9 protein-coding genes and 2 tRNA genes are annotated in these 13,315 nt (G+C 41.9%); 2 read left to right on the top strand and 9 right to left on the bottom strand.

Features of this window, described 5'->3' with window-relative positions; genetic code table 11:
* Positions 1-80 precede the first annotated feature (80 nt).
* The gene (locus tag Q7674_RS07075; RefSeq protein ID WP_008988270.1) at positions 81-668 is read right to left on the bottom strand and encodes a hypothetical protein; all 588 of its coding nucleotides are present in this window, start codon (positions 666-668) and stop codon (positions 81-83) included.
* Between the two features lie 457 nt (positions 669-1,125).
* Between Q7674_RS07075 and Q7674_RS07070 the strand changes: the two genes are divergently transcribed.
* Both Q7674_RS07070 and Q7674_RS07065 read left to right on the top strand, forming a co-directional pair.
* Positions 1,126-2,496 carry a YjiH family protein gene (locus tag Q7674_RS07070; protein ID WP_305423394.1) on the top strand — a complete coding sequence of 457 codons (1,371 nt, stop codon included), beginning with the start codon at positions 1,126-1,128 and terminating at the stop codon, positions 2,494-2,496.
* Positions 2,497-2,771: 275 nt separating this feature from the next.
* Entirely contained in the window at positions 2,772-4,130 is a 1,359-nt protein-coding gene (locus Q7674_RS07065; protein WP_045066478.1) for a hypothetical protein, read from the top strand.
* 45 nt (positions 4,131-4,175) lie between these two features.
* On the opposite strand, the gene Q7674_RS07060 is transcribed toward Q7674_RS07065, so the two are convergent.
* From Q7674_RS07060 to Q7674_RS07025, 8 genes are all read right to left on the bottom strand, one after another.
* Positions 4,176-5,564, bottom strand: a complete 1,389-nt coding sequence (locus Q7674_RS07060; RefSeq protein WP_305422587.1) for an IS4 family transposase — start codon at positions 5,562-5,564, stop codon at positions 4,176-4,178.
* 140 nt (positions 5,565-5,704) lie between these two features.
* The gene (locus Q7674_RS07055; protein ID WP_305423392.1) at positions 5,705-6,643 is read right to left on the bottom strand and encodes an ABC transporter permease; all 939 of its coding nucleotides are present in this window, start codon (positions 6,641-6,643) and stop codon (positions 5,705-5,707) included.
* Positions 6,644-6,646: 3 nt separating this feature from the next.
* Positions 6,647-7,624, bottom strand: coding sequence for an ABC transporter permease (locus tag Q7674_RS07050; protein WP_042117391.1), 978 nt, complete (start codon positions 7,622-7,624; stop codon positions 6,647-6,649).
* A 75-nt stretch (positions 7,625-7,699) separates the two neighbouring features.
* On the bottom strand, positions 7,700-9,259 hold the full coding sequence (locus tag Q7674_RS07045; protein WP_008988276.1) for an ABC transporter substrate-binding protein: 1,560 nt from the start codon (positions 9,257-9,259) through the stop codon (positions 7,700-7,702).
* Between the two features lie 54 nt (positions 9,260-9,313).
* Complete coding sequence (locus Q7674_RS07040) at positions 9,314-11,032, bottom strand: dipeptide ABC transporter ATP-binding protein (RefSeq protein WP_107229739.1); 1,719 nt, start codon at positions 11,030-11,032, stop codon at positions 9,314-9,316.
* A 782-nt stretch (positions 11,033-11,814) separates the two neighbouring features.
* A complete protein-coding gene (locus tag Q7674_RS07035; protein ID WP_305422071.1) occupies positions 11,815-12,840 on the bottom strand; it encodes an IS110 family RNA-guided transposase in 1,026 nt (341 codons plus the stop codon).
* A gap of 260 nt (positions 12,841-13,100) precedes the next feature.
* A tRNA-Pro gene (locus tag Q7674_RS07030) sits at positions 13,101-13,177 on the bottom strand.
* Between the two features lie 53 nt (positions 13,178-13,230).
* Positions 13,231-13,306, bottom strand: a tRNA-His gene (locus Q7674_RS07025).
* Positions 13,307-13,315: the final 9 nt, after the last annotated feature.

Genomic DNA, 13,315 nt, shown 5'->3' with positions numbered 1-13,315 from the left:
CTGAAAGATCGTGCAACCAATCAATTTCTTAAGTGATAGGTGTTACCGCACAAGGCGGTGTTTTTAAAATCTTTCAAAGCTTAGTGATGGTGGTGATGATCGTGACCGCAGCTACAGCTTGGTGCGACGACACTTTGGATCTGCGTTAGAGTAATTTGTTTTAGCAGCTCTTCAGTGCTGATGGTATTAAGTAAGTGCATATTCTCTGCATTTACTGCCATCGCATCGTTAATTTCACGCTGCTTGTTAACAACTGCGATCATTTTTTGGCTGATCTCAGCTGGTAATGAAAACTCACGGATCACTTTCATTTCATTACTGCGAGTATCTACCGCCATCATATTTAATGTCAGTGTTGTTGTATCTTCTGCTGGTTGCGCAAGAAATTCATCAGGGATCACTGCTGCATTAAACTGAATATCAAAGGCTAGTTCACCTAATTTCAGTACCACTAAACAACCGCCATTTTCAGTGCTTAATACACCAAACTCTGCGCCTGATTGAGATAGTAATTGTTGCTCATCTTCAGTGATGTTTTCTAAACCGATGAATACAACGTTCGTCATATCATTGCGGAACATTTCCAGAACAGCACCATCTCCCGCTGCAAATGGGTGGTTTTCAATAATTTGACCAACGTGAAAATGATTATGATGTTGTTCTGTCATGGCAAACCTCAATAGATTGATAAAGTCATAATTCAGCTTAGGCGGAAAATACAACATGTCATGTGATGAATTAATTATAACCGTTACAAATAGAAATATAATGGCATTAAAAACAAAAACACTATTACTTATTGGTAATAATATTGCAGATATGAAAGCGCGTTAAAAAACAGTGAGAATAAAAACGCAATCACCAACTATAACAAAAACAGAGTAACGCTCTGATATTTATAACCTTAAGCAACAGTAAATCTATTTATTAACACTATATAACGAATAAAAACAAAAAATATCTACATAAGTAACCATTTTTTACTAGCTATCTATTCCATGTTTAGATCAAAAAATGTAATCTCTCTCTCCTTAAATATGAAAAACTAGTGAATAGTTATTCTTATCATACCTATGGGATTCCCCCATTTATTCGGCAGTTTCTATCAGTAGGTTGTAAATCGAGATGCAAGAACAAGCAGCAGCACCACCACCAAAAAGCCCAATTAACAATTGGCTTATGTTCCTGATCCCATCATTAATTGGTGTGTTCCTATTTATGGCACCGATTAATTTCAATGGTGACATTACAATCCCTATCGCTGTTTTAGCGAAAACCATTCAAGCTCAGTTTGAAAATTCACTGACATCTATTGTGACGGGCGTGATCAGCTTTACAGCTATCATGTCGATCATCACTAAAGTGTTTAAGCTTGGCTTTGTTACTCGCAATGGCTTTTTAAATGGCTTACTAAACCCATCGCCAATGTGGTTTATCGTGCAACAGCTCGGCGCTATTTTTGCTGTAATGGCTTACTTTAACGTCGGCCCTGAGATGTTCCGCACTGACGCGACCGTTGGTTTGGTATTAAACGATCTGCTACCTGTTCTGTTCTCAGTCTTTATTTTTGCAGGCTTACTGCTGCCACTACTGCTAAATTTTGGTTTGCTGGAATTTTTCGGCACTCTGTTTACTCGCATCATGCGCCCTATTTTTGGTCTTCCAGGCCGCTCATCAGTTAACTGTATTGCATCATGGTTAGGTGATGGCTCGGTAGGTGTACTACTGACCAGTAAACAGTACGAATCAGGTATGTACACTCAACGTGAAGCAGCGATCATTGGTACTACTTTCTCAGCTGTCTCTATCACATTTAGCTTGGTTGTGATTGCGCAAGTTAACCTAGAACACATGTTTGTACCGTTCTACTTAACCGTGTGTTTAGCAGGTTTAGTCGCAGCGGTCATTGTGCCTCGTCTGCCACCACTATCACGTAAGAAAGATGTCTACATTGATGGTACAAAAGAGAGCAAACACGATGAAAGCGTACCGCAAGGTCACAACGTTATTTCTTACGGTTTAGAACAAGCACTGAAGAAAGCTGCTGAAGTTAAAAGTATTCCTGCGATTGCTCTAGATGGCGTGAAAAACGCAGTAGATATGGTGTTTGGCGTACTACCTGTTGTAATGGCAATTGGTACTATCGCTCTGGTAATTGCAGAGAACACACCACTGTTTGATTACCTTGGCATGCCATTTATTCCGTTCTTAGAATTGCTGCACATTCCTGAAGCGGAAGCTGCGTCAAAGACAATTGTGGTAGGTTTTGCAGATATGTTCTTGCCATCTATTTTGGCATCAACCATTGAAAGCGACATGACCCGTTTCATCATCGCAGCAATGTCAGTGACTCAGCTTATTTATATGTCTGAAATTGGTGCACTGCTTATCGGTAGTAAAGTACCCGTTAAAGCGTGGGAGCTATTTGTAATTTTCATCCTACGTACACTGGTCACCTTACCTGTGATTGCAGGCATGGCACACCTACTGTTCTAAGCTAAAGCACAAAGAAAAAGGCGACCAATTGGTCGCCTTTTTTCGTCTAAATATTGAATAAAGATCAAATTTTTGAATTATACCGTACAGCAGATTTTCGTTATTACTATCACATTTTATAAAATTTAATATTCACCCAAGGTATAAGCAGATTATTGCCATTGCTTTTATCTTTCCTCTCGATAATATGCCACCAAACACCACCTAACCACTTGTTTTTTATGGGTGTAATTAGGTCTCAACTTAATATGCATATTGTTTAAGGAAATTAGAAAATGCAATTTAAACTGTCTCTTGTTGCAGCATCCCTTCTTGCTACGCTAACTCTTACAGGCTGTAACGACGATTCTTCTTCAGCGCCAGAAACAGGTACTTCTACACCAGATAATAGTGCTATCACCATCAAAGCTATCGACGGTTACCTAGCAAACGCTGAAATCTGCATTGATCGCAACAACAATAATGCTTGTGATACAGATGAAAAATTAACTGTGAAGACAGACAAAAACGGTGAAGCAAAAATTAGTAAAGAAGACGCTAAATTCAACATCATCGTATCAGCAAAAGCATCGGTTACGAGTGATTCAGATAAAAGTGGTAAGTTAGGCAACGACTTCCAGTACATCGTTTCTGCAAGCGATCACATTGAAAATAAAACAATTTCTGTGACGCCTTTTACTACAATGGCACACACAAAAGACATCACATTAGAAGCACTTGCAAGTGAACTAGATCTACCACTAAACATCATTGCTGGTGACTATGTTGCACAAAAAGAAAGTGATGATAATGCACAGAAAGTACATGCGATTGCGCGTTCAATTACAACAACGCTACCAACAACCATCGCATCTATCGATGCTGATAAACTAGTTAAAACAACCACAGACATCAGCAAAATCTTAGATGAAAAGATCAACAACAAAGAAGATCTGAACAATATTAGCATTGAGTTTGATGAAAAAGGCCAAGCGGTAAGTAAAGAAATTTACACCACAGCAAGCTACTTTGCTGCAGGCGAAGAAATGTGGGCTGTAAGCTTAAATAAAGCGTTCGCGACTCAAGAAGGTATTGATCACGCAAAAGTTATTTCTGCTAACACGCTAGAAATGACACGCTACAACACAGGTAAAACATCGACAGGTGAATTTACTATCAATGGTGATGCTATTGTGTCTGATGGTGAAGCAGATACGTTCATCTACATGACTCATGACGTATCACTAGCAGTCCCACAAAATGACGGTGATCTAATTCTGTGGAGTAAGAAAGATCTGCGCGATAAAGAAGCCGTTTACGCTGAAACATTTGCCAATAAGACGTTCTTCTACATTGCTGACGATTCAACAAGCCATAATCCAGATCCAATGATGGCAAAAATGCACTTTAATGCTGATAAAGTGACGATTGAAGAAGCTGGTGAATCAATGGAGCTTAGCTGGGCAATCCAAGGTGAAAATCTATTTATCGACTTCCCTGAAGGCGACAACGATATGAATTTTAAGATTATCGCTAAAGATCGCAACTTACTGATCACAGAAGACAGCACAGTTAAAAACATGTTTGGTATGTTTGTCGCTAACGAAGCACTAGCAAAAGATCTACTTACAAAGTGGAAAGCATCAAGCAACTAACAGCAATAGAAAATCAAAAAAGGCGACCATCTGTCTGTCTCTTGATCACAAGTCATTGTGTTCAAGAGACTTAGCTAGTTCATATCCTTCAAGGATGGTTTGTAACCTAAACCATCCTTGCCATAATGTCTTTACAGAAGCGCGACCCGTCCGCTTGGTATCTTTCCAACCACCTAACCGTGCAATACTTTTGTAAGCCCACGATATATTTGGTGCTTCTTTGGGCAGCTTTTTCTTCTCCAATTTTAACCACATAAGCTTCCACGCTTTACCTTTTAACACCCGTTCACAACAGCTACTAGATAACTCTTTAGATTCGTTCATAAATCTTAACTGGAGTAAACGAGTAGCAATAAATGCCAAAATAACACTGAGCCTTTCTAAGTTATCTTTACTTTGCATTCTCAGTTGTTCAACTTGCGTGCCTTCACTTTTCCAAACCTTGTGAAAATCTTCTATCAGCCAACGACGCTCATAATAACTGACGATGTTAAGTGCTTCCTCTTTGTTCGTTACAGGCTCTGATGTCAGTAAATGCCATGCGAGCTTGTCGTCACTCTCACCTTGCTCTATACATCCAACATAGTAGAGAGAGATATTATCGAACTCTTTTTTATTAGCGGGAGACTTAAGTGTCACGGGAGCATATTTGATGTCTAGATGAGCCGTGCGGGACTTACGACCGCCTTTTTGCGGTATTTTTAGCTCTTTGCTTCCTGCTGATAACAACTTGGAAGCGTAGTCATAAAGACGATTATCATGCTCCTCGATACAGCGACTTTGCATTGAGCGAACGATAAATCGTTGTTGTTGCTCGTGCTTGTAAGTGAGGTACTCGAATAAATCGGCTTCTCTATCACATACAGAAATAACCTCTGACATTTTCTCGCCTAGTCGCTCTGCAACATGGCGAGATGCTTGTTCCCATTTATAACTTTCTTTTTCTTTGTATGGTCGAGTTGCATGCTGGTGTCTTTGACCACGTTTTTCAATATCTCGGGTCCAGCGTTGTTGTTCGATTAAACCAACTACAGTGTGAGTTTCGGGAGCAAAAAGCAACGTTGAATGAACGAACATTGCTCGGTGTCGATTACCTTGATTGGAATGCCCGAGTGTATCTTGTATGCTGTGATGTGAGTAACTTAGAGAAGTGGTATCTTCCAATGCAAGCAGTGTTTGTTGTTCAAAAGCTTCTTGTGCTGTGACATAGAATCCAGCTTCTGCAATATCTTCTGCTTTGATTTGGTCATTACGAATAAAGCGATAAGCCCCTTCCATATCGGCTGGGGAGATGATGAGTTTTGAGATAGGGATACCAGGTTGTTCAGCCAGAGAGGTAGCTAGAGCAACGAGTCTTTGAGTGCGTCTTGGGTCATTAAGATCGGCTTGACCGAATTGTTTTTGAGCCCAAAGAGTTGGTTCTATATAGGTCATCATAATCATCCTTATCATTGCTTAGATGATCAGATCATGAAACATAAAATTAGTTCAAAAAAATCCCCAAGCATTGGCTTAGGGATTTGTGTATAAGAGACAGACCATCTGTCGCCTTTTTACTATCTAAATATCAGCTATTAACCTTTATAGATTTTCGGGTTAAACACATCACGTAGCCAGTCACCTAGTAAGTTGATCACTAGCACCAATACCACTAGCACAATGCCAGGGAATGCGGTGATCCACCATTGACCTGAGAAAATGTATTTAAAGCCGATGCTGATAAGCGAACCCAGAGATGGCTGATCTACCGGTAAACCTAAACCTAAGAATGACAGTGCCGCTTCTGACATAATGGCGTTCGCCACCTGCACCGTTGAAATCACTAAGATAGGTGATAAGCAGTTTGGCAGAATATGACGGAACATAATACGTGGCGCTCTAAAGCCCATGACTTTTGCAGCTTCGACATACTCTTTCTTCTTCTCTGCTAGTACAGATGCACGCACAGTACGAGCGTATTGTGCACACTCAGCAATACCAATGATCACCACCAGCATGATCACCGCATATTGGGCATAGGTTTCAGCTCCTAGCGCTGTTCTGAAAATCGCAGAAACAATGATCGCCACCATCATGGTTGAGAACGATAACTGCACATCAGCCACACGCATTAAGAAGCTATCAACACGTCCACCGAAGTAACCTGCCGTCAAGCCAATCACGATACCTAGCGTCATCTGCAGTGCAACTGCCAGCAAACCAATGGTCAATGATAAGCGAGCGCCGTAAAGAATGGTGGAGAAAATATCACGCCCTTGATCGTCAGTACCGAGCAGGAAGTTTTCATCACCGTCTTCCATCCAAGAAGGCGGCAATTCCGAGTCCATAATGTCAATTGACGACAGATCATAAGGATTAGTCGGTGCAATAAATGGCGCAAATAATGCCGCCGTTGCAAAGCTTAGAAAGACTGCGAAACAAACCATCGCTACCTTGTCTTTCTTAAAATAATACAGGAAATCCGAGTTTTTAAAGCGCTCCCAACGGCTTGGCGCAGTTAGTGTATTACTCATGACTTACTCTCCCTTGCCAGTCAGGTTTACAGTCGGGTTAACCAATCCATAGAGCAAATCAACAATGGTATTAGTTACAACGAAAATCAGTCCTACAAAAATCACGTAAGCCGTAATTAATGGGGTATCAACACGGTTAATCGCGTCTAAAAATAGCAGCCCTGTTCCCGGCCATTGGAAAACACTTTCGGTCAAAATGGTGTAGGCAATCATGGTACCGATCTGCACCCCGCCAACGGTTAATACAGGCAGCATGGTGTTTTTCAGTGCGTGTTGGTAGTAAACCTTTTTCATCGGTAAGCCTTTGGCTTTGGCAAACTTGATGTATTCAGAACTCAACACTTCCAGCATTTCTGAACGCACTAAACGAATAAATAGCGGCAGCATAATAGAAGCTAACGCCACACATGGCAGAACTAAGTGCTTCAAACCATCAACAGTGAAATAACCTGAATCCCAACCGAAGTAATTGGCCGTTTCACCACGCCCAAATGATGGCAACCAGCCTAGCTCAATAGAGAAGATGTACATCAGCATGATCGCGGTAAGGAAAACAGGAATAGAGATACCGATACTACTGAACGCCATAATGGCTTTGGTGAACACACTATTGGGATGGATGGCGGAATAGACCCCAAGCGGGATCGAGACCACTATGATGATCATGGTGGCGCCAAATACCAGCTCCAGTGTTGCCACTAGCTTATCTAAAATCACCTCAGTAGCTGGCTTTTTAAAGGTATAAGATGTACCTAAATCACCTTGCACGGCGTTAGATAAAAATCGGCTATATTTGGTGATAAACGGATCGTTAAGTCCTAAATCATCACGTAATTGTTGTCGTTCAGCTTCTGATACAGATTGCCCCACCAACTCACGTAATGGGTCGCCAAGGTTATCTTGGATGGCAAATGCCACCAAACTGATCACAAACATCACTATCAGTGCCTGATACAGGCGCTTGACCAGAAACGTAAACATTCCGTGCCCCTTCTTTTTCTTCCTGAAAAAGTGCCGGAGCAAGCTCCGGCACTGTCGCTTTCATTGTTATTTTATTTATTTTTCATCAACCACAAGATCGCCGAAGTAAGGCATCTCCATTGGGTTAACAATATCAGCTGCGTGAACGTTTGAACGTGCACCCCATGCAAGGCTCTGCCAGTGTAGAGGAACAAATGCCGCTTCGTTATAAAGCGTTGTTTCTACTGTTTGTAGCATTTCAGTACGCTTCTTCGGATCGGTTTCCACGTTCGCTGCTTTCACGAGTTTGTCGACTTCTGGATTTGAGTAGAAACCACAGTTGTACTGACCTTGACCCGTTTCCTCGTTACGCGTCATGGTTAAAAACTCAGTCATGTTCGCAGAATCTTCGGTATCAGCGTGCCAACCAATCATCAGCATATCTGCAGCACACTTATCAAACTCAGGCCAGTATTGCGCTTTTGGCATGGTTTTAAGATCAACCTTAATATCGATCTTCGATAGCATTGCTGCAACTGCTTGCGCCACTTTAGCATCGTTCACATAACGGTTGTTTGGCGCTAGCATGGTTAGGGTAAAGCCATCGGCATAACCTGCTTCTTTCATTAATGCTTTAGCTTTCTTCACATCATAACGAGGAACAAGATCCGCATTATGGCCTTGGTAACCCGCCGGACTTTGTTGACCTGCCGTTGTAGCGAAGCCTTTCATGATTTTCTTCACGATGCCTTCATTATTGATTGCATGAACAATCGCTTGACGCACACGCACATCTTTCAGTGCTTCATTACTGTTTTGGTTCATTTGGAAGGTGATAATACGGGTACCCGGCTGAGTCACCAGATCCACACCATCGGCATCTTTCAAACGTTTGTGATCGTTAGGTGCTACGTGGTCAATCATGTCCACACCACCAGACAACAGTGCAGCTAGACGTGTCGCATCTTCTTTGATTGGCAGTAGCGTTAGCTTATCAACGTTACCTTTTGATGCTTTGTCCCAGTAATCTGCATTACGAGTAAACTCAACCTTAACCCCTTGCTCACGCTCGGTGACAATAAACGGGCCAGTACCAGAAAGGTTGGTCGAAGCGAATGAGTTACCGTGTTTCGCAATTTCTGCCTTATCTTTGCCGTCTGCTGTTTTACCGCTGTAGAATTTGCTGTCCATTGGGAAAATGTAAGTCGCAGTTTGCAGCACCAGTGGGTAAGTACCTTTTGAGATCAGATCAACTGTGTAGTCGTCCACTTTCTTCATTTCCGCATACGGGTCGAAGATCTTTTTAAAGTCAGCAGAATCTTGCAGACGATTAAACGTCCACACCACATCGTCTGCAGTTAGAGGGTTACCAGAATGGAATTTCACCCCTTGGCGCAATTTGAAACGGAAGGTGTGATCATCAATACGCTCCCAGCTCTGTGCTAGGCGTGGCTCAAATTCCATGTCTTGTGTAAAACGCACAAGAGGATCGAAGACCATATGAGAAAGCTGTAGCGTACCGCCTGATAGTTGCTCATGAGGGTCAAGTGAAACAGGATCTGACGCATAACCTAATTTGATCTCAGCCGCTGTTGCACTAAAACTTAAACCCGCGGCCATTAATGCTACGGCTAATTTGCTCTTGATGGTTTTCATTGCATAACTCCTTTATGCACGGGACCTCTCCCGCGAGTTGTTTGTGAAGACGGATTAAGCGCTTTTTAATCCATTTTGACTAATTCCCTTAAACTCAGGCATTAGTGAAATTAAGTGTTGGCTGTACGCATGTTGTGGTGAGGTAAATAACTGCTCGGTTGGTGCCACTTCTAACAAGGTGCCCTTTTGCATCACCCCAATGCGATCACACATTTGGCGGATCACTGGCAAATCGTGGCTAATAAACAACATGGTAAGGTTGAGCTCATCTTGCAGATCTTTTAGCAAGTTCAGGATCTGAGCCTGTACTGATACATCGAGTGCAGAAGTTGGCTCATCACAAATCAGCAGACGTGGACGTGTTGCCAATGCGCGAGCAATGGAAATACGTTGACGCTGACCACCAGAAAACTCATGAGGATATTTCACCCCAGCGGCACGTCCTAAGCCGACATGATCCAATAAGTCATGTACGATTTGGCGTGTCTGCGCTTCGTTCTCGGTCAGTTTGTGGAAGCGAATAGGCTCAGCGATAATGTCGAAAATGCGCATCCTTGGGTTCATCGACGTATACGGATTTTGAAATACCATCTGCATTTGACGACGCAACGGACGACGCTCAGACTCACTCTTCAACGACGTTAAATCAATGCCTTCGAATGTCACCTTGCCTTCATTCGGTGGATATAAACCTGAGATCACGCGAGCAATAGTCGATTTACCTGAACCAGATTCCCCTACCAGACCAAAGGTTTCCCCTTCAAAAACTTGAAAGCTCACATCATTGTTGGCTTGCACATATTCACGACGGCTTTCAAACAGCGAATCTTTAGTGATAAAACGCAGGCTTACGTTTTCTACATTTAACAACGCACCAGAATAATCACGCTGCTCTTGGCGTTGCCCCAACCAGTGATTTTTCACATCCAGTGGTGGTGTTTCTTCTGCCTTTTCGATGTAACTAACGAGTGGAAAACGCTTTAATTTAATATCAGAGCGCGGAACTGCAGAGATCAAACTTTGAGTATATGGATGCTCTGGACGGTGAAGTACTTGCTCGGTTGTACCAAACTCCACCAGATCGCCGCGATACATCACCGCTACACGATCAGTCACATTCGACACCACGCCCATATCGTGCGTCACCAACATACAGCCGACGTTCTTCTGCACACATAAATCACGGATAAGGGTTAAGATCTGATCTTGAATCGACACATCCAGTGCTGTCGTTGGCTCATCGGCAATGATTAGATCCGGCTCACCAGCTAGCGCGATTGCAATCACCACACGTTGGCGCATGCCACCAGAAAATTGGTGTGGATACTGTTTAATACGTAGCTCTGGTTGTGGAATACCTACCTGCTCCATCAAGGTTAATGCACGCTTGTACGCTTCTTGCTGAGTGACTTTTAAGTTGGTTACGATAGTTTCCGTAAGCTGCTGTTCCACCGTAAAGAGTGGGTTTAGCGACGTCATCGGATCTTGGAAAATAAATCCAATTTTGGCACCACGTACCTGACGCATTTGCTCCGGCGTTAGCCCAGAAATTTTGGTTCCATCAAGATACACATCACCACTGGCGATTTGCCCTGGAGGACTCAGCAGATCAATAACGGCATTACCTACCGTCGACTTACCTGCACCAGACTCACCCACCACACCCACAATTTCACCACGCTCAATAGAGAACGACAGTGATTTAACCGCAGCATGTATACCGTGACGGGATGGATATTCTATCCGAAGGTTTTTTACTTCTAGTAAAGCCATGACCGACCCCAATTGCTTGGCAGGCTCCTGCCAATATAAAAACTTGAATCCTTTCCATGCCAGCATAATCAGCTATCAGCATGCTTCCCTATCAATCTGTCAAAAATTTTACACAAAAGCAACATAACAAAGTAAAAAACTATAACCAACCCAATTAATCGAATAACTATTCAATTTAATTTAAATCAAAAACAACATCCAACTACCAATAAAACACTATATAAACAGTCAACTTAATAACTAAACTCAATAATATTTAGTAATAAACACAAGCATCAGTAAACCAAATAAAATATATAAATGAATAAAATTTCACTTAATATGTTTTGATGACTTTACATAATTCCAACATAATCTAATTAGACTTTAGTTTTTAACTTAAAAAACCAATCAATAATCAATTAGGCAGTTTTTAAACCCACGTATAGCAATAATATGAAAAACATAACGCTAAGGAAAAATAAGAAAATTTAACAACGAAGGAAGGGAAGAAGATAAATAGCGTTAAACAAGCAGCGTAAAGGAAAAGAGAATATCGACTTATTCGCGAAATAAAATGTATGGTCCGCCCCGTTATTGCAACTACAATATTAGTAATAACGGAGTTGCGCTAATGTATTCGGAGTCAAAATTAGGCATATTAATGTCCTAGCTCCACGATGATATCCGCGCCAGATTATCCTTAAAAAGCGAAAAGCATTTATTGCTGTTTTTATTATCAGGTTATTAATCTGGCCGATTTACCGTTAATGTCATCACTTGCATTGTCGTTGCAAACTCGGTTATGACTGCGATGCAGTCTTAAACGCTTGGCGGTGGTATAACACCGCCCAAGCTATTCTTGCTAATTTGTTAGCCAATGCGACAACAACCACATTGAATGGCTTACTGGCTCTTAAATCTACCAGCCATTGTCCGAAGACTTTACCCGTTGTCTCTAACCTTGATAATACAGCTCTTGCGCCATGAATGAATAATGTCCGGAGATGTTTATTTCCTCGTTTACTCACCCCAAGTAACTTTGTTTTACCTCCCGTAGAGTATTGTCGAGGCACTAACCCTAACCAAGCAGCCATATTCCTTCCATTTGAAAAGTTACTGGCGGCACTAACATCTGCCACACATAGGGTTGCTGTTAAATCACCGATGCCAGGCACAGTTTTTAATAACTTAGCCAATTCATGTTGCTCAGCTAGCTGTTTCAACTTCGTATCTTGTATTTTTATCTGCTCATTAAGATACAAATAATGTGCGTGAATTAAGCTTAATTCGTACATAAGACTTTGTGGAAGAGTTTGATATTTTTGGTCTGCTATCCACTGAAAAAGCATCTTCATTTTCGCATGTCCTGTAGGCAAGCTCAGTCCAAACTCTAACAATATCGCTCCGATACGAGACATACAGGCTGTTCGCTCCTTAATAAAACCATCACGGATACGATGAATGACAGCAATGACTTGTGCTTCTTCTGATTTAACAGCAACAAAGCGCATGGAAGGTCGACTTGCTGCTTCAGCGATAGCTGCAGCATCAATGAAGTCATTTTTATTGCCTTTCACATAAGGTTTTACATACTGAGGAGGAATGAGTTGAACTTGATGCCCAAAATCAGCACATTTACGGGCTAACCAATGTGCACCACCACATGCTTCAAATGCGATAGTGGTGGTTTCTAAATTTGAGAGAAACTTTAGAAGTTGGCTTCGATTATATTTCTTACGTAGCACCTCTTTACCTGCGTAATTGTGTGCGACAGCATGAAAGCAGTGTTTACCTAAATCGATACCTAAGATGTGGATAGTAGACATATGGTTCACCTCTTTGAAAGCCTACCCTAAGCCTAACGGCTTAGGATGAGGCGGACCATATAATTAAGCAATGAGAGAGCAGAATAAAGCTAAAAAGCGCCTTTAATACAAAGCTATTTTCATTGCGAAAAGGAATACCCAAAAAGGCTCTAATAACTGGGAACCCCCGACCCTCTGAGCTATACACAATAAGCCTGATCTGTATTTACTTTTCTACAGACGAAAAAAAACCGTATCTTTCGATACGGTTTTCTTAATGGTGGTCGGTGAAGAGGGATTCGAACCCCCGACCCTCTGGTCCCAAACCAGATGCGCTACCAAACTGCGCTATTCACCGACAATGTTTTAGGCTTTTAATACCAAGGTATCTTAATAAGATAACCTAAATAATGGGGTGGCTAACGAGACTTGAACTCGCGACAACCGGAATCACAATCCGGGACTCTACCAACTGAGCTATAGCCACCATTGTAAG

Origin of the sequence: Photobacterium leiognathi (assembly GCF_030685535.1) — a bacterium.
GTDB classification, from domain to species: domain Bacteria; phylum Pseudomonadota; class Gammaproteobacteria; order Enterobacterales; family Vibrionaceae; genus Photobacterium; species Photobacterium leiognathi.
This window is presented reverse-complemented; position numbering and strand designations above follow the sequence as displayed.